Here is a 23,934-nt window from a genome sequence, read left to right on the forward strand (position 1 = left end):
CTTGTAAACAAAAATGGTAAAACAGAATCTATCCCGTTAACAGTTAATGACTTGGTATTTGTTACTAACGGAAGTATTACTGAAAGTTCAACCTATGGTGATAATGACCACCCTGCTCCTATAACACATTCTTTAGGTGGTAGTTGGACATTATGGAAAAACTTAGCTAATCAAAGTCCAGAATTTGGTAGACCTGAGAAATTTTGTGATCACATTCCAGCTAAAAGTTGGTTTGTATCAGCAACGGCAACAACAGATAATAAAAAGATAATCTCATATATCGAACAATTGTGTAAAAGAGATGTTTTATCTGGTCGGACAGTCACAGGTGGTATCATTTCTGTAGCTAATTCGAGTTGGCAACTTAGTTTTACAGTAAACCGTCAGCAACAATTTAAGAAACAACCTAAAAATCAAGTTAGTGTATGGATTTACGCATTATACTCTGACGAAAAAGGAGACTTCATTAAAAAGCCAATCACGGAATGTACTGGTAGTGAAATCTGTCAAGAATGGTTATATCATATGGGCGTTCCACAAGAGGAAATTGTTGAATTAGCTCAATCGGAATGTAACACGATTCCTGTTTATATGCCGTATGTAACTGCATATTTCATGCCTAGAGTATACAAAGATCGACCATTAGTAGTACCGAATGGCTCTAAAAACTTAGCATTTATTGGAAACTTTGCAGAAACAGAACGAGATACGGTATTCACTACAGAATATTCAGTTAGAACAGCTATGGAAGCTGTTTATCAATTATTGGATGTTGATAGAGGTGTACCTGAAGTTTATGCTTCTGAATTTGATGCACGCGTACTGATGGATGCATTTTATGAATTAAATGATCGTAGATCTTTACATGAACTTGTCAATAAAAACTTTATCAAACGATCAGTATTAAATACAGTGTTGAAGAAAATACGTGGTACTTTTATTGAAGAATTGTTACGTAAACATAAATTACTATAGTGCAATTAAGTGATAAATATAACTTTCCTACAAGATATAGGATTTTGGCGACAGTTTTTATTTATAAATGATATTAGTCATGATTTAAGAACTATGATGCAAATCTTTCGAAAAAGTAGTCGTAAAATGGTTATGTTATTTCTTTAGAATAAATAAGTGTTCTAAAGAAATTTACATAAATGTTAACTATGAAATAAAAAAGGTTAAATAATAACGTAGATTTGTATTAAAAGATATTATTATAATGATAATCATAGATGAACGCCCTATGTATTATTACGAAAAAAAGACAATTTCTATTAAAAATTTTAATAGAAATTGTCTTTTTATATTACTTATGAACTCAATGATCCAACGATTTAAATGCTAACAAGTCTTTTTAGTTTTTTATTATCTAGCATAACCACTTATATCATTAGTAAAATTAATCTAGTGTATCTTGAATATCTTTCTTAGTTTGTTCGATATCATCTGTTTTTTCTTCGTTTTGTTCTTTAAGCTTTTCTTCTACTTCTTTGGCTTTTTCTGCTGATTTTTTTTCAAATTCTTTATTTGTCATAAAAATTCACCTCTTTAATAGGATTTCTGTTTACACAAATGGTTTACCCCGTTATTCTATTAATAAACGTTTGTAGGTCTATAGATGTATTTCATGATATTTTAAAGACAATTAAACAATCTTCATATATAATAATTTTGAGGTGAACAGTATGTCTTTTCTTAGGAAACACACCGAAATTATATTTAGTTATATTATCGGTATCGTTTCACTTTTTACAGGTCTCATTATTTTTATTAACTTACCTTTAATCAAACAATTTAAAGGTGACAAAAAGGTTGATACGCATGTGCATAACGTATGGGAATTCCTAAATGCCTTTTTTGCCGAGATTATAAAAGTGATGAGCAAATTTATTGGTGGCTTTCCAATTACAAGTGCCATAGTAATCATCGTATTTGGTATTTTAGTGATGTTGTTAGGTCACACTTTATTTAGAACTATTAAATACGATTATGACATTTCAATTTTCTTTTTAGTTATTGGCATTATGTACTTTATCATTACATTATTGCTAATGACACAAGTGTATGGCTTTTTTGCAATCGTCTTTATTATTCCTTTTACAGTTCATATTGGTTACATAGTTTATAAAGATGAGTTGAACCAAGCCAATCGTAAGAACCATTATATGTGGATTATTGTAACTTATGGAATGAGTTATCTTATTACCCAAATTTCGCTATATGGACGTATTGACGCAAATGAAATTGAATCAATTGATATTTTAAGTGTGAATACATTCTTCATTATTATGTGGTTATTAGGTCAAATGGCTATATGGAATTTCTTATTCTTAAGACGTTCATTACCACTCACTAAAGAAGAATTAGGCGAAGAGGAACCTGAACTTTCAAGAACTAATAAAGGCAATATATCTAATCAAACTAAAGTTCACTTAAAACAACTACAAGATAAGACAACCGAGTATGCACGTAAGACCAGAAGAAGTGTTGATTTAGATAAAATTAGAGCCAAAAGGGACAAGTTTAAGCAAAAAATTAACAGCATAGTAGATATACAAGAGGACGATATTCCAAATTGGATGAAAAAACCTAAATGGGTTAAACCGATGTATGTTCAATTGTTTTGTGGTGTAATTATTCTGTTTTTTGCTTTTCTAGAATTTAATAATAGAAATGCATTATTCTTAACTGGTGAATGGGAGTTATCACAAACGCAATATGTAGTTGAGTGGGTAACGTTATTGTTGCTACTTTTCATTATTATTATTTATATTGCAACTACATTAACTTATTATTTAAGGGATAAATATTATTATTTACAACTCTTTATGGGTAGTATTTTATTCTTTAAATTTCTTACAGAATTTATCAATATTATGGTACATGGATTATTATTATCAATTTTCATTACGCCAATCTTGTTATTAATGCTTATTGCAATGATTGTTGCTTATTCTTTACAGTTGAGAGAAAAATAAATGGGTTAAATTTGATTTATAAACATTAATCATTGGTAAAAATACTTAACTTTTCAAATCAATGATTGTATTTATCTAGCTTTATATTCAATGAACAGTAAGAAATATTCACAGAAAAATTTCTATGTGAGCAATACATTTCATGGGTGGGATAGTGAATTCAGAGTGAATTTCGTCCCACTCTTTTTTTGTGTGATTCCCTAAAGTTATTTGTTAAAATGATGATGAAATTATATGGTGTTAACTGGATTTACGAAACAAAATTATCATAACTAACAGTGATAAAAATTAAGAGAGGTATTCATTTATGAAACTTGCTACGCTAAATAAAGGCAAAGAAATAAAGTATTTAAACCACTATCCATTAATAGATGAAGAAGATTTATTTGAACATGATCATCTTAAAGAAGGTGATTTGATAACGCTGGTGACAGAGCAACAACAATATATAGCTACTGGATATATTGGAAGACAACATAAAGGATTAGGGTGGGTATTGAGTTATAATCAAAATGAAGAGATTAACACTTTGTTTTTTAGACGTTTATTTGAAGCTGCATTAAAAGAGCGACAATACTATTTCAATATAGAAGGTACAAACGCATTTAGATTATTTAATGCTGAAGGTGACGGTGTAGGTGGTCTGACAATTGATAATTATAATGGACATCTTTTAATTCAATGGTATTCGAAAGGCATATATAAATTTAGATTTCCTATCTTAGAAGCAATCAAAGAAGTATATGAATACACTTCAATTTTTGAGAAAATGCGTTTTAAAGGTTCTTCCTACACTGGTGGCTTTGTAGAAGGTAATGCTCCTGAATTTCCTATCGTTATAGAAGAAAATTTTACTTTTTATAACGTAGACCTAAATGATGGTCTTATGACTGGTATATTTTTAGATCAAAAAGAAGTTAGAAAAAAATTAAGAGATCAGTTTTCAGAAAGAAGACATGTACTTAACTTATTCAGTTACACTGGAGCGTTTTCAGTAATAGCAGCTGAAAATGCAAACTCAACAACAAGTGTAGACTTAGCAAATCGCTCTAGAGGGCTAACTGAAGAAAATTTTGGTTTAAATGGTATCAACCCTAAATCTCAATATATTTATGTTATGGATACGTTTGATTTTTATAATTATGCAGGACGACATGGGCATCAATACGATACAATTGTTATTGATCCACCTAGCTTTGCGAGAAATAAGAAAAAAACTTTTTCAGTTCAAAAAGATTATAATTTATTAATTGAAGGAGCCCTTAACATTTTATCGCCTGGAGGTACTTTACTATTATGTACCAATTCAAGTGCATTTTCTCTTAAGGCATTTAAAAATGTAATAAAGAAAACACTAGCCCAAAATAATATTGAATATGAAATAAATGAAGTAATGGGGTTACCTAAAGATTTTAAAACTCATCCTCACTACAAACCTTCAAAATATTTAAAAGCAGTATTTGTAACAATAAAAAATTAATTTTCTATAAATATGGGTATAAATCACTGTTAAAGTATTATTTGAAAGGATGTCATTAAATGGGAATTAGAAGTAAACTAACTAATAATATTACAAATAAAGTAGGGAACTCATTATTGAACATAGAGGAAATTAAAGAGAAAGGTGATTTGCCAACTACACAGGAAGAACTTAGACAACGTAGAGAGAGAGCTGAAACTTTAGTTAAAAAGAAATCGCTACTTTCCTCCGGTGCTAGTATAGTTCCTATTCCAGGACTTGATTTTGGAGTAGATCTTAAACTAATGAGAGATATTATAGAGGATGTAAATAAAATTTATGGTTTAGATCACGATCAAGTTAATTCACTAAGTGATCAAGTGAAAGAAAGAATTATGTCTGCAGCAGCAATTCAAGGAAGTCAATTTATTGGACGTAAGGTATCAGAGGCGTTGCTTAAAGTTGTGATTAAAGATGTAGCTAAACGAGCAGCTGCCAAACAAACAAAATGGTTCCCGTTTGTTGGGCAAGCTGTATCTGCATCCATTAGCTATTATTTTATGAGCAAATTGGGTAAAGATCATATCAATAAATGTGAAAAAGTTATCAATAACTTATAGAAGTGTTATAATCGTCTCGAGGTGCAAAATTTATATGCTGAAAACGATTTTAAACGAATTGAATTTAGCTATAGGTTTTGGTAAAGTTAAGTTGTAAATATTTTGTTAGATTGTAATAATATTGAAGATTCTAACTGTACAAAGGAGAGTTTAATATGGAACAAAAATCATATGTAATCACAGACGAAACAGGGATTCATGCTCGCCCTGCTACAATGCTAGTACAAACTGCATCAAAATTTGATTCAGATATTCAATTAGAATATAACGGGAAGAAAGTTAATTTAAAATCAATCATGGGTGTAATGAGCTTAGGTGTAGGTAAAGATGCTGAAATAACTATTTATGCTGACGGTAGCGATGAAACTGACGCAATTCAATCTATCACTGATGTCTTATCAAAAGAAGGTTTAGCTGAATAATTATGTCTAAATTAATTAAAGGGATTGCTGCATCAGATGGTGTTGCAATCGCAAAAGCTTACTTAATTGTAGAGCCAGACTTATCTTATGACAGTAACGAAAAAGTTACTGACACAGAAAGTGAAGTTGATAAGTTTAATGACGCTATCGAAGCTTCAAAAATTGAATTAACTAAAATAAGAAATAATGCCGAAGCTCAATTAGGTGCTGATAAAGCAGCGATTTTTGATGCACATTTACTTGTTTTAGATGATCCAGAATTAATACAACCCATTCAAGACAAAATTAGAAATGACAAAGTCAATGCTGCAACTGGTTTGGATGAAGTAACGACACAATTTATTTCTATTTTTGAGTCAATGGATAATGAATACATGAAAGAACGTGCAGCTGATATCAGAGATGTTTCTAAACGTGTATTGGCTCATATTCTAGGTGTAGATTTACCTAATCCTAGTTTAATCAATGAAAGTGCTGTCATTGTAGGTAATGACCTCACACCTTCAGATACAGCACAGTTGAATAAAGAATTTGTTCAAGGTTTTGTAACTAATATTGGTGGTAGAACCAGCCACTCTGCAATTATGAGTCGTTCTTTAGAGATTGCAGCTGTTGTCGGTACTAAATCTATCACTGAAGAAGTTAAACAAGGTGATATGATTATTGTAGATGGTATGTCCGGAGATGTTATCATTGATCCTACAGAAGATGAGTTAATTGCTTATCAAAACAAACGTGAGCGTTTCTTTGAAGATAAGAAAGAACTTCAAAAATTGCGTGATGCTGATACAGTAACAGTTGACGGTGTCCATGCTGAACTAGCTGCTAATATTGGTACTCCAGATGACTTATCAGGAGTTATTGATAACGGTGCACAAGGGATTGGTTTATACCGTACAGAATTCTTGTACATGGGTAGAGACCAAATGCCTACTGAGGAAGAACAATTCGAGGCTTATAAAAAGGTACTTGAAACTATGGACGGTAAACGTGTAGTTGTACGTACTTTAGATATTGGCGGAGATAAGGAGCTTCCATACTTAGATTTACCTAAAGAAATGAATCCATTCTTAGGTTATCGTGCGATACGTTTATGTTTAGCACAGCCGGAAATCTTTAGACCACAATTACGTGCATTACTACGTGCTTCAGTTTATGGGAAATTGAATATTATGTTCCCTATGGTAGCAACAATTAAAGAATTCCGTGACGCTAAATCAATACTTCTTGAAGAGAAAGAAAATCTTCTTCGCGAAGGTTACGAAGTTTCAGATGATATTGAATTAGGTATTATGGTTGAAATTCCAGCTACCGCGGCACTTGCTGATGTATTTGCTAAAGAGGTAGATTTCTTTAGTATAGGAACGAATGACTTAATTCAATACACATTAGCTGCTGACCGTATGTCTGAACGAGTTTCATACTTATATCAACCATATAATCCTTCAATTTTACGATTAGTTAAACAAGTTATTGAAGCTTCTCATAAAGAAGGTAAATGGACTGGTATGTGTGGTGAAATGGCTGGAGATCAAACAGCTGTGCCTTTATTATTAGGTTTAGGTTTAGATGAGTTCTCAATGAGTGCGACTTCTATCCTAAAAGCTAGAAGACAAATCAATGGTTTAAGTAAAAATGAAATGGCTGAACTTGCTAATAGAGCTGTTGAATGCTCAACGCAAGAGGAAGTCGTTGAATTAGTTAACCAATTGGCTAAATAATTGACTTTAAAAAGAATATTTTAAGAGTATAAGACATAAAGTTCTTAGACTAGAAAAAGACAATTTCTATTAAAATAATATAGAAATTGTCTTTTTATAATGGTTTAAATCATATTAGTTTGTTAAATTCTATTTTTCTGCAAAATATGTCCTAGAATATTTTTTTAATATATTATATTGATTTAATAAATTACTTGAAGATGACAATATTTGTTTAGCTAGTTTGAAAATTTGAAATTAAACACGCGAAAATTAAAAATAGAAATTAAGGTGTAATATTCAATTCATAATTCAATTTTTCCATATCTACTTGATACATAGGTATCCCTTTAAGCAAAATAAAAGGTGTTGCAAATGCATCGTAATTCATCATTTCATTTTTATATTTTTGATTTTTGATATTTTTTTCTGTAAATTTGATATTTTTATTTACTAAATAATTTTTAATAAAAGCACAAGGTGGACAGTCATCTTGTGTATAAATAATCACTGTATCAGTCATACATTACATCCTCTCATGATTTATCTTACAACACTATATAAAAAAAGAGACGTCATTTCAACTTTGTGAACGTTGTGTGAAAAGACATAAAATCGTCACAATGATTTAAAGCAATTTAATTTAGTTCAATAGTACTAAGGACTTATAATTTTAATCACTTGTCACTCCAATAACTAAAAAATAAAAATGAAGGGTGATTTATAGATGGATTCAGTTGAAATAGCTCGATTGTTGACGGGTATGACACTTGCAGTGCATATCATATTTGCAACAATTGGTGTTGGTATGCCACTTATGTTTGCAATAGCAGAGTTTATTGGCATAAAGAAAAATGATGCGAATTATATTACATTGGCTAAAAGATGGTCGAAAGGCTACACAATAACCGTTGCTGTTGGCGTCGTTACAGGTACCATTATTGGTTTACAACTTTCACTTGTCTGGCCAACGTTTATGAAAATGGGCGGTCATGTTATTGCTTTACCACTATTCATGGAAACTTTTGCATTCTTTTTTGAAGCAATCTTTTTAAGTATTTATTTATATACTTGGGAAAGATTTAAAAATAAATGGACACATTTTTTCATATCTATACCCGTCATTATAGGAGGTTCATTCTCTGCATTCTTTATTACATCAGTCAATTCATTTATGAATACCCCAGCGGGTTTTGAAATTAAAAATGGTCGAATGGTAAATGTTCAACCATTAGAAGCAATGTTTAATTCATCTTTTATGGTTCGTGCTTTACATGTAGTTGCAACTGCAGGTATGACGATGGCGTTTATATTAGCTGTCATCGCAGCGTTTAAATTATTACGTCATAATCATAAAGAAGATAGAATATACCATACAAAAGCTCTTAATTTAAGTATGATTGTTGGATTCATCAATACCGTTCTTTCGATGATTGCAGGAGATTTATCTGCTAAATTTTTACACAAAGTTCAACCAGATAAGCTTGCAGCATATGAGTGGCATTATGATACGCAATCTCATGCGAATTTAGTTCTTTTCGGTGTATTAAATGAAAAAACACATGAAGTTTCAGGAGCACTAGAGATTCCTGGATTACTTAGTTTTTTAGCAGATAATAGTTTTAATACAAAAGTTAAAGGTTTAAATGAATTTCCTAAAAATGAATTACCTCCTATGATAGTTCATTACTTTTTCGATTTGATGGTATCAATGGGAATATTCTGTTTTATCATTTCAGGACTCTATATGTTATTTTTAATTGTTAAAAAGTTACGTAAATATGTAACTAGTAGTGTGATGTTATACGCTATCTTGTTAACTGGTCCCGCATCAATGTTAGCGATAGAATTTGGTTGGTTCTTAACTGAAATGGGTCGTCAACCGTGGATTATACGAGGATATATGCGCGTATCAGAGGCGGCTACCCAGGCGGGGGGAATCACATTAGTAACGACGTTATTCGGTTTACTATATCTTTTATTACTAGTTACTTCGGCTTATGTACTAATTAGAATGTTTAAAAATCAACCTGCTTATAAAGATGTAGAAAAAGTGATTGAAGAGAGAGGTGAAACAAAATGATTTACGCTTATATCGGTATAACAGTATTATGGGTATTTTTATTTTGTTATATTATCATCGCCTCCATTGATTTTGGTGCAGGATTTTTCGCATTGCATTCCAAAATGACAGGTAATGAGAAAAAGGTTAATCATTTAATCCATAGATACCTCAATCCAGTTTGGGAAGTTACAAATGTCTTTTTCGTTTTCTTTTTTGTAGGATTTATTGGTTTTTTTCCTGATTCTGCTAAATACTTAGGAACAGTTTTATTAGTTCCTGGATCAATAGCTTTAATTCTTATTTCTATACGAAGTAGTTTTTATGCTTTTGAAAATTATGGTCAAGATACTAAACTGCCCTGGATTGTATTATATGGTTTAACAGGTCTATTAATTCCAGCCTCTCTAGCAACTGCTCTAACAATTTCAGAAGGTGGTTATATCTATGAGCATGGCACACATATTGATTTAGACTGGATACAATTATTATTAAGTCCATTTGCATGGTCTGTAGTATTCTTAGCCATAATTTCAGTTCTCTATATTTCATCAGGTTTTTTAACATATTATGCTCATAAAGCAAATGATCAACCAGCTTATGATATGACACGACAATGGCATATTTTTTGGGGGCCACCTATGATTGTGATTTCATTATTTGTTTTCTTATCTCTTAGAATTCAAAATTCTGATCACTTTAGAACTGCTATTTTTAATTATTGGTGGATGTTTGCAATCAGCTTTATATTTTTTATAATAGCTGGATTACTGACTATATTTAAAAAGAAACACGGTCTAGCTTTTATCATGGTTATATTGCAAATGTTATTTGCATTCTTTGGCTACGGAATGAGTAAACTTCCATATTTACTTTATCCGTTTATTAAAATTACAGACTCTCATGTCAATCCGGAAATGGGATTATCATTAGTTATTGTTTTTGTTTTAGGTTTACTTTTATTAATTCCATCGTTAATATTATTATTAAGATTATTTGTTTTCGACAAAGCATATGTGGAAGGAAAGAAATAATAAGACTCTGAGGAATGTTAGTAATCATTCCTCTTTTATATAGTGGAGGACGAATATGGATAAAGAGTATGTCGTAATTGGACTAGGGCGTTTTGGCGGTAGTATTGTTAGAGAACTTAACGCATTAGACATGGATGTTATGGCTATTGATAGAGACGAAAATCGTGTTAACGAATATAGCGATATAGCAACACATGCTGTTGTTGCTGATACAACTGATGAGGCAGTAATGAAGAGTTTAGGAATACGTAATTTCGATCATGTTATTGTCGCTATTGGTGAGAATATACAATCTAGTACACTAACGACGTTAATTCTTAAAGAATTAGGTGTCAAAAAGGTTACTGCTAAAGCTCAAAATGATTATCATGCTAAGATTTTAAATAAAATAGGTGCTGACACTGTTGTGCACCCTGAAAGAGATATGGGAAGACGTATTGCTCATAACGTTGCTAGTGCTAGTGTACTTGATTACTTAGAACTTGCTGATGAGCATTCAATCGTTGAATTAAAATCTACAGAAAAAATGGCAGGTCAAACAATTATTGAATTAGATATTCGAGCGCAATATGGTATTAACATTATAGCAATTAAAAGAGCTAAAGAATTTATAGTTTCTCCGGATCCTAACATCAATATTGAAATAGGGGACATTTTAATTATGATTGGTCATGATAATGACTTAGGTCGCTTTGAAAAAAATATAAGTAAGTAAATGTTTGCATAATCCAATTTTAAATTGATGTATCTGTACAGCATAAGTGAATTGTTGAAAAGTGAAATTTGTTTCTTTTTGTTTTTAGAATATCGTAAATGAAAATCTAGTTTATAATGTTGAATCTTTTTAAGTATTTAAATAGATTAATAAAATTGTATTATTTTAGGCTTAAACATAATAAAGTACACTTAATTATTTGTACTTCTATTAAATGTTATTCCTGTAAATAAATATTTCAAAATTATAAAAAGTAAACTGGGACATTAATCCCAAAAAAGCAGTAAGATATTTTCTGATTGAAAATTACCTTACTGCTTTTCTCTATTTATACAATACTAAGTATTGTATGACATACTTTGTGAATAAAGGTTATAACATGACTCAATTTACCATACTAATAGAAACTTCAGTACTCATCTCCATAAATGATATGTTTAGCATGTGAATGATATTATTGAAACAATTATAGATCCCGAGTTAAATGAAATTGAACACCATTGTGATACAATCCATTATATCATCGTAAAATGTTGTTAAAAGTAGTTTTATATGTTCTATACATAATCAGTATTTTCTGATTGGAATATAGAGACATTACTTTAAGAAATTTTCTGAACCTAAACCATAAAACAATTAGCTAGTCAAAGAAGGAATAGGATTTGTATTAAAGGAACTTATATAAGTAAGATAGTATCTCAACAAGCTTATTATAGTTTGAAAATTATAAAAGAGACAATTGCTATATGAAATAATATAGCAATTGTCTCTTTTTACTAGTTTAAGAACTTTAAGTTCTATACTTCTTTTTTTATAAGAAATTCAAAGATAGAAGATATAATCTCAAATCGTATTAAATGAATAACTCAAAATAATTAATTACTACTAAAAATATCTAATATTATTAGATTGATGGAAACATTTAAAGTAGTATAAATTCATTGTAACTTGACTAAATATATTTAAGTGTTTATTTATCTTCATTTACTTTCATTATCACAGGTAAAATCATAGGTTTTCGAGCTGTTTTTTCATAAAGATATGGATGTAATGTTTCGATAATTGAAGATTTAATTTGATGCCATTGAATATCTTTATTGCTGTTAAGTTTAGAAATGACATCGCCTTTAATTTTACGTTGAGCATCATAAATTAATTGACCAGATTCACGCATATAAACAAAACCACGTGAAATAATATCAGGGCCAGATAGTAATTTGTTAGTATTAAAGTCAATGCTCACAACAACAATAACTAACCCTTCTTCTGAAAGTAATTTACGATCTCTGATGACAACATTGCCAATATCACCTATACCACTGCCATCAACGAGTACATTGCCGGAAGGAATTCTTCCTGCTTTTCGTGCAGAATCATGAGTTAAGGCAAGTACATCACCGATATCGAAAATAAATACATTATCTTCATCAACACCGCATTGAACACCAGTCTCGCCATGAGCTTTAAGCATACGATATTCACCGTGAATTGGCAGGAAGTATTTAGGTTGAATCAGACGTAACATTAATTGTTGATCACCTTGAGAACCGTGTCCAGAAGTGTGAATGTTTGATATTTTACTATGAATCACATCTGCACCAGCTTTGTACAACGCATTAATTGTACGATTGATACTCTTAGTGTTACCTGGAATAGGTGAAGAACTAAATACTACAGTGTCTTCCGGTATAATTTTTATTTGCTTATGTGTACCATTTGCAATTCTTGATAATGCAGCCATAGGTTCACCTTGAGAACCAGTACAAAGAATGAGTAACTCGTGTTTAGGTACACTATTTATTTTATTAGGCTCTATAAACGTTTCTGGTGGCGCTTTGATATATCCTAGTTCCATACCAATTTTGATATTGTTTTCCATTGAACGTCCAAATGTAACGATTTTACGATTATATTTAATTGCTGCTTCAACGGCTTGTTGAACACGATAAATATTAGAAGCAAAAGTTGCAAAGATAATACGACCCTTACAATTTCTGAAAATTTTATCGACATTTTGTCCAACTTCACGTTCACTTAAAGTGAAATCTGGAACTAGTGCATTTGTTGAGTCTGATAGTAAGCACAACACACCTTCATGACCTAATTGGGCCATTTTAGCTATATTAGCAGGCTCACCTACAGGAGTAAAGTCAAATTTGAAGTCTCCCGTATGAACAATTTTACCTTCAGGTGTATCGACTATAACGCCATATGCTTCTGGAATACTATGTGTGGTTAGATAGAAAGAAATTTCAAAATGCTTAGACTTAATTACGCTACTTTCATCTATTTCATGTAATTCAGTCGTTCTAAGCAAATGATGTTCTTCTAGTTTATTGCGAATGAGACCTAACGCTAATGGACCACCGTAAATAGGTACATTAATTTGTTTTAATAGGAAGGGCACACCACCTATATGGTCTTCGTGTCCATGAGTAATAAACAGACCGACAATCTTATCTTGGTTCTGTTCTAAGTAAGTGTAATCAGGAATTACATAATCAATTCCTAAAAGATTATCGTCAGGGAATTTGATTCCAGCATCAATGATTACAATTTCATCTTTGTACTCAACAGCATAGGTATTTTTTCCAACTTCACCTAAACCACCAAGTGCATATACACCTACTTCATTTGAATGTAGTTGTTTCATTATTCGGCGTTCTCCACATTAAAGTGTGTTGAATGTTCTTTTTCATATTCTAAGTGTGCGCCCTCTAATTTAGTAATAAATTCAATATTAAAATTTCGATCTTTCAAATAACGTCTTACTTGTTCCTCAGTTTGTCCCTCAACATAAATTGTTTGAGTATTTTCACGAACGATGACTTCATCTTTATTATGTTGATAAAATACTTTAAATACTGCCATTATTGTATTGTCCTCCTATAAATTATAATTGTTATATTTTACGACCCTAGTTGTGTATACTCGGGTTATTAAAGATTTTTTACATATCCATTAGAGTATTATTCTTCAATAATTTTTGTGTTCTAAATTTAATTTGTTAGAAACATACCAGCTCAATCTAAACGTAATTTTTATACTTGTTTAATCTCACTGCCCAGTATGTTCTCTAGGGTAATAATGTCGTTCAAAATTTGAAATTAGTATCAATTTACTAAGATTTCAGTTAAGTAATATTTTACATGATGTTTTTGAATAAATAAAGCAGTTTTATTTCGCTATGTACTTTCTTGTTTTTAAATTAATCTTAATAACATTTGAATTACTTTAAAAAAAACACTTCATTAAGTAAGTATAAAATACAACTTAATGAAGTGTTTTAATATAGTTCATGATTTAGACTTCTACGGCCTCTTCATGTGGTTTTAGAGGTTCATTGGCATCAATATAATCATAAAACATAATGCCATTTAGATGATCAATTTCGTGTTGAAATACAATTGCAGGATAGCCTTTGAGACGTAATTTAACATCATTTCCATCAATATCTTGAGCTTTAATAGTGACTCTATGATGACGATGCACTAAACCTGGGATGTTTTCATCAACACTAAGGCAACCTTCACCAGTTGGTAAATAAGCTTCTTGTACACTGTAACTTACTATTTTAGGATTTACGAGCATATAATCATACGATTTGCCGTTTCCATCATCAGGTAAGTAGACAGCAATCATACGCTTTGGTTCATTAATTTGTGGAGCAGCTAAACCTACACCAGAACGTAGAACATAACGTTTTGCCGTTTCTTCATCCTGACTATTGATTAGAAATTCACGCATTGCGCGCAACGTTTCTTTATCATTGTTAGACAGTGGGAAGCTTAATTCTTTCGCTTTTTCACGAAGTGTTGGATGACCATCTCTTATAATATCTTTCATTGTTATCATGTCATACACCTTCCTTATTAAATAATATATCAGATATGATAGATACAAGTACATTAATAGATACTCAAAGATTTTATAGCTTTAAATGTTTGCACTAGAATATAGAATGATAGCTTTATATTGATTTATTATTATTTATTATTTAATATTACAAGCGAACAACTTTGAGGAGGTAACAGTTCATGAATTTTAAAAAGACTGTAGCAATTGTCCTAACGTCATCAGTGTTATTAGCTGGATGTACTGTAGATAAAAAAGAAATTAAAAAATATGATGATCAAGTACAAAAAGCTATGGACCAAGAGAAACCCGTTAATCAAGTAAGTAAAAAAATAAACGAATTAGAAGAGAAAAAGCAAAAATTATTTAAAAAGGTAAATGATAAAGATCAAAGCACACGTAAAAAAGCAGCTGAAGATATCGTTGAAAATGTAAAGCAAAGACAAAAAGAATTTGAAAAAGAAGAGAAGGCTATAGATAATTCTGAAAAAGAATTTAAACAAGCCAAGCAATATCTTGAACATGTAGAAAACAAAGCAAAGAAAAAAGAAGTTGAACAACTTGATAGTGCTATTAAAGAAAAATATAAATCACACGATGCTTATGCAAAGGCTTACAAAAAAGCACTTAACAAGGAAAAACAACTGTTTTCTTATTTGAATGAAGATAATGCAACACAATCAGAAGTAGACCAAAAATCTAAAGATCTTTCCAAAGCATATAAAGAAATGAATAATAAGTTTAATGCATACTCAAAAGCCATTGAGAAAGTAAAAAGAGAAAAACAGGATGTAGACCAATTAAAATAAATAATGAGTTAATACAGTTGCGTGATTTTTAATATAACAGGTCATGTAACTGTATTATTTTTATGTGGAACAGAACTTTATGAAATCGTTTAACAGAGATTTTTATTTGTGATACAATTAAGGAGGATAAAATGAATTTCTATTTACATGGGAAAGGTATGGTGAATTGAATGGCTCCTAAGTTACAAGCCCAATTCGATGCAGTTAAAGTTTTAAATGAGACTCAATCGAAATTTGAAATGGTTCAAATTTTGGATGAAGACGGAAATGTCGTTAATGAAGACTTAGTACCTGATTTAACAGACGAACAATTAGTGGAATTAATGGAAAGAATGGTATGGACTAGAATTCTTGATCAACGTTCTATTTCATTAAATAGACAAGGACGTTTAGGTTTCTATGCACCAACAGCAGGTCAAGAAGCTTCACAATTAGCATCTCAGTATGCTTTAGAAAGTGAAGACTTCATTTTACCTGGTTATCGTGATGTGCCTCAGATTATTTGGCATGGCTTACCTCTTACAGACGCGTTCTTATTCTCAAGAGGGCACTTCAAAGGTAACCAATTCCCTGAGGGAGTTAATGCACTTAGCCCACAAATCATTATCGGAGCACAATATATTCAAACTGCCGGTGTAGCATTTGGACTTAAAAAACGTGGCAAAAATGCAGTGGCAATTACTTATACTGGTGATGGTGGTTCATCACAAGGTGACTTCTATGAAGGAATTAACTTTGCATCTGCATATAAAGCACCTGCAATTTTTGTAATTCAAAACAATAACTATGCCATCTCTACACCACGTAGTAAACAAACAGCTGCAGAAACATTAGCACAAAAGGCTATTTCAGTTGGTATCCCTGGAATTCAAGTTGATGGAATGGATGCTTTAGCTGTTTATCAAGCAACATTAGAAGCACGTGAACGTGCAGTAGCAGGAGAAGGTCCAACTGTTATCGAAACTTTAACTTATCGTTATGGACCACATACTATGGCTGGTGATGATCCTACTCGTTATAGAACTTCAGATGAAGATGCCGAATGGGAGAAAAAAGACCCATTAGTACGTTTCAGAAAATATTTAGAAGCTAAAGGTCTTTGGAATGAAGACAAAGAGAATGAAGTGGTTGAACGTGCAAAATCTGAAATAAAAGCAGCTATTAAAGAGGCTGACAATACAGAAAAACAAACTGTTACTTCTCTAATGGATATCATGTATGAAGAAATGCCTCAAAATTTAGCAGAACAATATGAAATTTACAAAGAGAAGGAGTCGAAGTAAGCCATGGCACAAATGACAATGGTTCAAGCGATTAACGATGCGCTTAAAAGTGAACTCAAAAGAGACGAAGACGTTTTAGTTTTCGGTGAAGACGTTGGTGTTAACGGTGGTGTATTCCGTGTTACTGAAGGTTTACAAAAAGAATTTGGCGAAGATCGAGTGTTTGATACACCATTAGCAGAGTCTGGAATTGGTGGGCTTGCACTAGGCTTAGCAGTGACTGGCTTCCGTCCAGTTATGGAAATTCAATTCTTAGGATTCGTTTATGAGGTGTTTGACGAAGTAGCTGGTCAAATTGCTCGTACTCGTTTCCGTTCAGGTGGAACTAAACCAGCGCCAGTTACAATTCGTGCACCTTTTGGTGGTGGCGTTCACACTCCAGAGTTGCATGCTGATAATTTAGAAGGTATCTTAGCTCAATCACCTGGTTTGAAAGTAGTTATTCCATCAGGACCATATGATGCTAAAGGATTATTAATTTCTTCTATTCAAAGTAATGATCCAGTTGTGTATCTAGAACATATGAAATTATATCGTTCTTTCCGTGAAGAGGTTCCTGAAGAAGAATACACAATTGACATCGGAAAAGCCAATGTTAAAAAAGAAGGTAATGATATTACTTTAATATCTTACGGGGCAATGGTACAAGAATCACTAAAAGCTGCTGAAGAGTTAGAAAAAGATGGTTATTCAGTTGAAGTTATTGACTTACGTACTGTACAACCAATTGATATCGATACTCTAATAGCGTCTGTTGAGAAAACTGGTCGTGCTGTAGTTGTACAAGAAGCTCAACGCCAAGCTGGTGTAGGTGCACAAGTGGCAGCAGAATTAGCAGAGCGAGCAATTCTTTCATTAGAAGCTCCAATAGCTCGAGTAGCCGCATCAGATACTATTTATCCATTTACTCAAGCTGAAAACGTTTGGTTACCAAATAAAAAAGATATTATAGAGCAGGCTAAGGCAACTTTAGAATTCTAATTATAAAAAAAGCAAACGTAAAAATATCAATCAAATAAAGTTTACATTTAGTTGTAAGGTCTTCCTTACCTTACAACTTTTGTATAAATTTTCAATAATTTAAATACGTAAATCTTAGGAGGACAAGAACGTGGCATTTGAATTTAGATTACCCGATATCGGGGAAGGTATCCACGAAGGTGAAATTGTTAAATGGTTTATTAAAGCCGGCGACACAATTGAAGAAGATGATGTATTAGCAGAAGTTCAAAATGATAAGTCTGTAGTAGAAATTCCTTCTCCAGTAAGTGGTACTGTTGAAGAAGTGTTAGTAGATGAAGGAACAGTGGCAGTTGTAGGAGATGTCATCGTTAAAATTGATGCACCTGATGCAGAAGAAATGCAATTTAAAGGTCATGGCGATGATGAGGATTCTAAGAAAGAAGAAAAAGAACAAGAATCAACTGTGCAAGAAGAAGCTTCATCAACTCAATCACAAGAAAAGACAGAAGTAGATGAAAATAAAACTGTTAAAGCGATGCCGTCAGTGCGTAAGTATGCACGTGAGAATGGTGTCAATATTAAAGCTGTAAATGGTTCTGGTAAAAATGGACGAATTACAAAAGAAGACATTGATGCATACTTAAATGGTGGTAGTTCCGAAGAAGGTTCAAACACTAGCGCAGCATCTGAATCAACTTCTAGTGATGTCGATAATGCTTCAGCAACACAAGCTTTACCAGAAGGTGACTTCCCTGAAACTACAGAAAAAATACCTGCAATGCGCAAAGCAATTGCTAAAGCAATGGTTAATTCTAAACACACTGCACCTCATGTTACATTAATGGATGAAATTGATGTGCAAGAACTATGGGATCACCGTAAGAAATTTAAAGAAATTGCTGCTGAACAAGGTACAAAACTTACTTTCTTACCATATGTTGTTAAAGCACTAGTTTCTGCACTTAAAAAATATCCAGCACTTAATACTTCTTTCAATGAAGAAGCTGGAGAGGTTGTGCACAAACATTACTGGAATATTGGTATTGCTGCAGATACGGATAAAGGATTATTAGTACCAGTAGTTAAACATGCTGATCGTAAATCAATATTCGAAATTTCTGATGAAATTAATGAACTAGCTGTAAAAGCACGTGATGGTAAATTAACTTCAGAAGAAATGAAAGGTGCAACATGCACAATTAGTAATATCGGTTCCGCTGGTGGTCAATGGTTCACACCAGTTATCAATCACCCAGAAGTAGCTATCTTAGGAATTGGCCGTATCGCTCAAAAACCTATCGTTAAAGATGGAGAAATTGTAGCTGCACCAGTATTAGCTTTATCATTAAGCTTTGACCATAGACAAATCGATGGTGCTACTGGACAAAATGCTATGAATCACATTAAACGCTTATTAAATAATCCAGAATTATTATTAATGGAGGGGTAAAAACATGGTAGTTGGAGATTTCCCAATTGAAACAGATACTATTGTAATAGGAGCAGGTCCAGGTGGATATGTCGCAGCCATTCGTGCGGCTCAATTAGGACAAAAGGTAACAATCGTTGAGAAAGGTAATTTAGGTGGTGTGTGCTTAAACGTAGGTTGTATACCTTCAAAAGCATTACTTCATGCTTCTCATCGCTTTGTTGAAGCGCAAAATTCAGAAAACTTAGGGGTAATTGCTGAAAGCGTTTCTTTAAACTATCAAAAAGTTCAAGAATTCAAGACTTCTGTAGTTAATAAATTAACTGGCGGTGTTGAAGGACTTTTAAAAGGTAACAAAGTAGAGATTGTTAGAGGTGAAGCTTATTTCGTTGATAACAATAGTTTACGTGTCATGGACGAAAAGAGTGCTCAAACTTACAATTTCAAACATGCGATTATAGCTACAGGTTCAAGACCGATTGAAATTCCAAATTTTGAATTCGGTAAACGTGTTATCGATTCAACAGGAGCTTTAAATCTACAAGAAGTACCTAACAAACTAGTTGTAGTTGGTGGCGGATATATCGGTTCTGAATTAGGTACTGCTTTTGCAAACTTTGGCTCTGAAGTTACAATCCTTGAAGGTGCAAAAGATATTCTAGGCGGATTTGAAAAGCAAATGACGCAACCTGTTAAAAAAGGTATGAAGGAAAAAGGTATCGAAATCGTTACTGAAGCAATGGCAAAATCTGCTGAAGAAACTGAAAATGGTGTCAAAGTAACTTATGAGGCAAAAGGTGAGGAACAAACTATCGAAGCTGATTATGTTTTAGTTACAGTTGGCCGTCGCCCTAATACTGATGAATTAGGATTAGAAGAACTTGGTCTAAAATTTGCTGATCGTGGATTACTAGAAGTGGACAAACAAAGTCGTACTTCTATTGAAAATATCTTTGCGATTGGAGATATTGTACCTGGATTACCATTAGCTCACAAAGCTAGTTACGAAGGTAAAGTTGCTGCTGAAGCGATAGATGGTCAAGCCGCAGAGGTAGATTATATTGGTATGCCAGCAGTTTGCTTTACAGAACCAGAATTAGCACAAGTTGGTTATACTGAAGCTCAAGCAAAAGAAGAAGGTTTATCAATTAAAGCTTCTAAATTCCCTTATGCAGCTAATGGACGAGCTTTATCTTTAGATGATACAAATGGTTTTGTTAAGTTAATCACGCTTAAAGAAGATGATACGCTTATTGGAGCACAAGTTGTAGGTACTGGTGCATCTGATATTATCTCTGAATTAGGTTTAGCTATCGAGTCAGGTATGAATGCTGAAGATATCGCATTAACTGTACATGCACACCCAACTTTAGGTGAAATGACAATGGAAGCTGCTGAAAAAGCAATTGGTTATCCAATTCATACTATGTAATTACAAGTTAATAATGATAAATGTATTCAAATTAATATGATTTATTTATGATTTGTACGTATATTACTTTTTCGTATGTATAGTCACAGACTGGCATAGTCATACGTATCATAAATCATTTCAAAATATTACCCTCAGCATTTAGCTATTCTAAATCATAGCGATCTGTTGGGGGTATTTATTCATGGTGGGATAGAATTCAAAAATGGATTTTATCCCATCTTTTTATGCCAATAAAGGTATACTGTGTTATTTTTAATATATCTAAATTTGAAAAATAAAAGTATAAAGTATATAAAGGAGAGGATACTATGGAATATCAATATCCATTAGATTTAGATTGGACTAATGATGAAATGATGAAAGTGATTCATTTCTTTAATAAAATCGAAAATTATTATGAGTCATCTGTAAAGGGTGACGAAGTTTTAAATGCTTATAAAAATTTTAAACATATTGTGCCCGGAAAAGCTGATGAAAAACAGGTTTTTAAAGAATTTGAAAATAAAAGTGGTTATAATAGTTACAAAGTAATTCAAGAAATTAAAAAAAATCCAAATCAAACTATTTTTAGTAAAGATATCGACTAACTTTTTCTATTAAATCCGCAATAATAAGTTAATATAAAACTATTGATTACGTAGCTATATTTTGTTATTTTTATTAAGCATTAAACAAAATGTTTGATATAAGTAAACATGATATAGCTTTTTTAGGTGGTCAGAAAGATGGATATTGGATATAAATTACGTAATTTAAGAAGAATAAAAAATTTGACACAAGAGGAATTAGCAGAGCGAACTGATCTATCAAAAGGATATATATCGCAAATTGAAAGTAATCATGCTTCACCTAGTATGGAAACATTTTTAAATTTAATAGAAGTACTTGGTACTTCTGCAAGCGACTTTTTTAAAGAATCGTCAGATGAGAAGGTACTTTATAAGAAGAACGAACAGACTATTTATGATGAGTATGATAAAGGTTATATCTTGAACTGGCTTGTAACGAATTCTAATGAGTTTGACATGGAACCATTGATTCTAACTTTACGACCAAATGCCTCATATAAAAACTTTAAACCATCTGAATCAGATACTTTTATCTATTGTTTAAATGGTGAAGTATCACTTCAACTAGGAAATCAAGTATATAAAGCTTGTAAAGAAGATGTACTTTATTTTAAAGCGAAAGATAAACATCGCTTATATAACGAAACAAATAAAGAAGTTAAGGTTTTAATCGTTGCCACAGCTTCATATTTATAGGAGGAAACTTTATGAATCCATTGCTTTCTTTTAAAGATGTCAGTAAGGGCTTTGAAGATGTACAAATACTAAACGAAATTAATATTGATATTGAACCAGGCTATTTTTATACACTTTTAGGTCCTTCGGGTTGTGGAAAAACAACAATTTTAAAACTCATAGCAGGATTTGAATATCCCGATAGTGGAGATATTATATATAAAGATAAACCTATTGGTAAAATGCCGCCGAATAAGCGTAAGGTAAATACTGTATTCCAAGATTATGCATTATTTCCACATTTAAATGTATTCGACAATATTGCATATGGTTTAAAATTAAAAAAATTAAGTAAGTCAGAAATTAAGCGTAAAGTTACTGAGGCACTTCAGTTGGTGAAATTAAGTGGGTATGAACATAGGCAAATACAAGGTATGAGTGGTGGACAAAAACAACGTGTAGCCATAGCACGAGCAATTGTTAATGAGCCTGAAATATTATTATTAGATGAGTCTTTATCCGCCTTAGATTTAAAATTACGAACAGAAATGCAATATTTATTGAGAGAACTTCAATCCCGTTTAGGTATAACCTTTATATTTGTAACTCATGATCAAGAAGAGGCATTAGCATTAAGTGATTATATTTTTGTTATGAAAGATGGCAAAATTCAACAATTCGGGACACCAATAGATATATACGATGAACCAGTTAACCGATTTGTTGCTGATTTTATAGGAGAGTCCAATATAGTTGAAGGTACAATGGTTGAAGATTTTGTCGTCAATATTTATGGTCAAAATTTTGATTGTGTAGATATGGGAATAACAGGAAATAAAAAAGTTGAAGTTGTAATTAGACCCGAAGACATTTCACTTGTTTCAAAAAATGATGGGCTATTTAAAGCCAAAGTTGATTCTATGCTATTTAGAGGTGTACATTATGAAATTTGTTGCAAAGACAGAAAAGGGTATGAATGGGTAATACAATCAACAAAAAAAGCTAATGTAGGTAGTGAAGTAGGGCTGTATTTTGAACCAGAAGCAATACACATCATGGTACCAGGTGAAACAGAAGAAGAATTTGATAAGCGAATTGAAAGTTATGAGGACTATCATCATGCGTAATGTCAATAAATGGTTACTGGTTCCTTACTTATTATGGATGGTTATATTTATTATCATTCCAGTCATTTTACTTGTTTACTTTTCTTTTATAGATATTTATGGTCACTTTAGTTTTACAAATTATGAGCAGGTATTTTCAACTAGATATTTAAAAATGTTTATTGATTCAATTTGGTATGCCGCTTTAATTACAATGATTACCTTAGTAATAAGTTACCCAGCTGCGTACTTTATTTCTTATTCAAGATTTCAAAATATACTGCTCATGTTGTTAATTATCCCTACTTGGATTAACTTACTTCTCAAGACCTATGCATTTATTGGTTTGTTAGGGCATGATGGATTTATTAACCAAGCTCTACATGTATTTCAAATACCTAAATTAAACTTGTTGTTTACAAGTGGTGCATTTTTATTGGTGGCGAGTTATATATATATCCCATTTATGATTTTGCCTATATTTAACAGCATGAAAGCAATTCCTAACAATATTTTGCAAGCCTCTAATGATTTAGGTGCTAGTACATTTACTACGTTTCGTAAAGTCATCGTTCCGTTAACAAGAGAAGGTATTAAAACTGGTGTGCAAGTAACATTTATACCAGCTCTTTCACTGTTTATGATTACCAGGTTGATTGCTGGGAACAAAGTAATCAATGTAGGTACAGCAATTGAAGAACAGTTCTTAACTATACAAAATTATGGATTAGGTTCCACTATAGCACTTTTTCTTATTATTTTTATGGCCTTTTTACTCATTATTACAAAATCAAAATCATCTAATGGGAAGGGGTGATTA

The 23,934-nt window shown here is 31.9% G+C and carries 23 protein-coding genes; 18 read left to right on the top strand and 5 right to left on the bottom strand.

Features of this window, described 5'->3' with window-relative positions:
• Positions 1-975, top strand: a 975-nt coding sequence (locus HMPREF3241_RS09900) for an oleate hydratase (protein WP_083324188.1), incomplete at its 5' end; no start/stop codon positions are given.
• 424 nt (positions 976-1,399) lie between these two features.
• Here the strand turns inward: HMPREF3241_RS09900 and graF are convergent.
• On the bottom strand, positions 1,400-1,534 hold the full coding sequence (gene graF, locus HMPREF3241_RS13065) for a glycopeptide resistance-associated protein GraF (protein WP_001831711.1): 135 nt from the start codon (positions 1,532-1,534) through the stop codon (positions 1,400-1,402).
• Between the two features lie 151 nt (positions 1,535-1,685).
• On the opposite strand from graF, the gene auxA reads away from it, so the two are divergent.
• The 5 genes from auxA to ptsP all read left to right on the top strand — a co-directional run bounded on the left by auxA (position 1,686) and on the right by ptsP (position 7,200).
• Positions 1,686-2,978: a lipoteichoic acid stability factor AuxA gene (auxA, locus tag HMPREF3241_RS09910; protein ID WP_002490073.1), complete on the top strand. Its 1,293-nt coding sequence runs from the start codon at positions 1,686-1,688 to the stop codon at positions 2,976-2,978.
• Positions 2,979-3,285: 307 nt separating this feature from the next.
• On the top strand, positions 3,286-4,458 hold the full coding sequence (locus HMPREF3241_RS09915; RefSeq protein ID WP_002446163.1) for a class I SAM-dependent rRNA methyltransferase: 1,173 nt from the start codon (positions 3,286-3,288) through the stop codon (positions 4,456-4,458).
• 59 nt (positions 4,459-4,517) lie between these two features.
• On the top strand, positions 4,518-5,057 hold the full coding sequence (locus tag HMPREF3241_RS09920) for a hypothetical protein (RefSeq protein WP_001831644.1): 540 nt from the start codon (positions 4,518-4,520) through the stop codon (positions 5,055-5,057).
• 155 nt (positions 5,058-5,212) lie between these two features.
• Positions 5,213-5,479, top strand: coding sequence for a phosphocarrier protein HPr (locus tag HMPREF3241_RS09925; RefSeq protein ID WP_001831726.1), 267 nt, complete (start codon positions 5,213-5,215; stop codon positions 5,477-5,479).
• Positions 5,480-5,481: 2 nt separating this feature from the next.
• On the top strand, positions 5,482-7,200 hold the full coding sequence (ptsP, locus tag HMPREF3241_RS09930; protein WP_002446164.1) for a phosphoenolpyruvate--protein phosphotransferase: 1,719 nt from the start codon (positions 5,482-5,484) through the stop codon (positions 7,198-7,200).
• Positions 7,201-7,465: 265 nt separating this feature from the next.
• Here the strand turns inward: ptsP and HMPREF3241_RS09935 are convergent, their stop codons facing one another.
• Positions 7,466-7,702 carry a glutaredoxin family protein gene (locus HMPREF3241_RS09935; protein ID WP_002446165.1) on the bottom strand — a complete coding sequence of 79 codons (237 nt, stop codon included), beginning with the start codon at positions 7,700-7,702 and terminating at the stop codon, positions 7,466-7,468.
• A gap of 204 nt (positions 7,703-7,906) precedes the next feature.
• Here HMPREF3241_RS09935 and HMPREF3241_RS09940 point away from each other — a divergent pair, with 204 nt between their 5' ends.
• From HMPREF3241_RS09940 to HMPREF3241_RS09950, 3 genes are read left to right on the top strand one after another with little or no spacing between them, the layout of a single operon-like run.
• Complete coding sequence (locus HMPREF3241_RS09940; protein ID WP_070853649.1) at positions 7,907-9,262, top strand: cytochrome ubiquinol oxidase subunit I; 1,356 nt, start codon at positions 7,907-7,909, stop codon at positions 9,260-9,262.
• On the top strand, positions 9,259-10,275 hold the full coding sequence (locus HMPREF3241_RS09945) for a cytochrome d ubiquinol oxidase subunit II (RefSeq protein ID WP_002446167.1): 1,017 nt from the start codon (positions 9,259-9,261) through the stop codon (positions 10,273-10,275). Before HMPREF3241_RS09940 ends, HMPREF3241_RS09945 begins: the two co-directional genes overlap by 4 nt.
• A 55-nt stretch (positions 10,276-10,330) precedes the next feature.
• Positions 10,331-10,990 carry a potassium channel family protein gene (locus tag HMPREF3241_RS09950; RefSeq protein WP_001831652.1) on the top strand — a complete coding sequence of 220 codons (660 nt, stop codon included), beginning with the start codon at positions 10,331-10,333 and terminating at the stop codon, positions 10,988-10,990.
• Positions 10,991-11,960: 970 nt separating this feature from the next.
• Here HMPREF3241_RS09950 and rnjA read toward each other — a convergent pair.
• The 3 genes from rnjA to def form a co-directional block, all read right to left on the bottom strand.
• Positions 11,961-13,643 (bottom strand): ribonuclease J1, encoded by a 1,683-nt coding sequence (gene rnjA, locus HMPREF3241_RS09955; RefSeq protein ID WP_001831649.1) that lies wholly within the window; start codon positions 13,641-13,643, stop codon positions 11,961-11,963.
• Positions 13,643-13,861: a DNA-dependent RNA polymerase subunit epsilon gene (locus tag HMPREF3241_RS09960; RefSeq protein ID WP_001831646.1), complete on the bottom strand. Its 219-nt coding sequence runs from the start codon at positions 13,859-13,861 to the stop codon at positions 13,643-13,645. Before HMPREF3241_RS09960 ends, rnjA begins: the two co-directional genes overlap by 1 nt.
• A gap of 432 nt (positions 13,862-14,293) precedes the next feature.
• Positions 14,294-14,845 (bottom strand): peptide deformylase, encoded by a 552-nt coding sequence (gene def, locus HMPREF3241_RS09965; RefSeq protein WP_070853650.1) that lies wholly within the window; start codon positions 14,843-14,845, stop codon positions 14,294-14,296.
• A gap of 182 nt (positions 14,846-15,027) precedes the next feature.
• Here def and HMPREF3241_RS09970 point away from each other — a divergent pair, with 182 nt between their 5' ends.
• The 9 genes from HMPREF3241_RS09970 to HMPREF3241_RS10010 all read left to right on the top strand — a co-directional run bounded on the left by HMPREF3241_RS09970 (position 15,028) and on the right by HMPREF3241_RS10010 (position 23,931).
• Positions 15,028-15,654, top strand: coding sequence for a YkyA family protein (locus HMPREF3241_RS09970; protein ID WP_038812523.1), 627 nt, complete (start codon positions 15,028-15,030; stop codon positions 15,652-15,654).
• A 170-nt stretch (positions 15,655-15,824) separates the two neighbouring features.
• The gene (gene pdhA / locus HMPREF3241_RS09975) at positions 15,825-16,937 is read left to right on the top strand and encodes a pyruvate dehydrogenase (acetyl-transferring) E1 component subunit alpha (protein WP_001831653.1); all 1,113 of its coding nucleotides are present in this window, start codon (positions 15,825-15,827) and stop codon (positions 16,935-16,937) included.
• Between the two features lie 3 nt (positions 16,938-16,940).
• Positions 16,941-17,918, top strand: coding sequence for an alpha-ketoacid dehydrogenase subunit beta (locus HMPREF3241_RS09980; RefSeq protein WP_038812524.1), 978 nt, complete (start codon positions 16,941-16,943; stop codon positions 17,916-17,918).
• 130 nt (positions 17,919-18,048) lie between these two features.
• Positions 18,049-19,350 (top strand): dihydrolipoamide acetyltransferase family protein, encoded by a 1,302-nt coding sequence (locus HMPREF3241_RS09985; RefSeq protein ID WP_002446172.1) that lies wholly within the window; start codon positions 18,049-18,051, stop codon positions 19,348-19,350.
• A gap of 4 nt (positions 19,351-19,354) precedes the next feature.
• Positions 19,355-20,761: a dihydrolipoyl dehydrogenase gene (gene lpdA, locus HMPREF3241_RS09990; protein ID WP_001831650.1), complete on the top strand. Its 1,407-nt coding sequence runs from the start codon at positions 19,355-19,357 to the stop codon at positions 20,759-20,761.
• 311 nt (positions 20,762-21,072) lie between these two features.
• The gene (locus HMPREF3241_RS09995; protein WP_070853651.1) at positions 21,073-21,351 is read left to right on the top strand and encodes a UPF0223 family protein; all 279 of its coding nucleotides are present in this window, start codon (positions 21,073-21,075) and stop codon (positions 21,349-21,351) included.
• 138 nt (positions 21,352-21,489) lie between these two features.
• Positions 21,490-22,029: a helix-turn-helix domain-containing protein gene (locus tag HMPREF3241_RS10000; RefSeq protein WP_002446174.1), complete on the top strand. Its 540-nt coding sequence runs from the start codon at positions 21,490-21,492 to the stop codon at positions 22,027-22,029.
• Positions 22,030-22,040: 11 nt separating this feature from the next.
• Positions 22,041-23,135, top strand: coding sequence for an ABC transporter ATP-binding protein (locus HMPREF3241_RS10005; RefSeq protein WP_070853652.1), 1,095 nt, complete (start codon positions 22,041-22,043; stop codon positions 23,133-23,135).
• Positions 23,128-23,931 carry an ABC transporter permease gene (locus HMPREF3241_RS10010; protein WP_002496493.1) on the top strand — a complete coding sequence of 268 codons (804 nt, stop codon included), beginning with the start codon at positions 23,128-23,130 and terminating at the stop codon, positions 23,929-23,931. Before HMPREF3241_RS10005 ends, HMPREF3241_RS10010 begins: the two co-directional genes overlap by 8 nt.
• The last annotated feature ends 3 nt before the right edge of the window (positions 23,932-23,934 follow it).

Source organism: Staphylococcus sp. HMSC34G04, assembly GCF_001838765.1.
GTDB classification, from domain to species: domain Bacteria; phylum Bacillota; class Bacilli; order Staphylococcales; family Staphylococcaceae; genus Staphylococcus; species Staphylococcus epidermidis.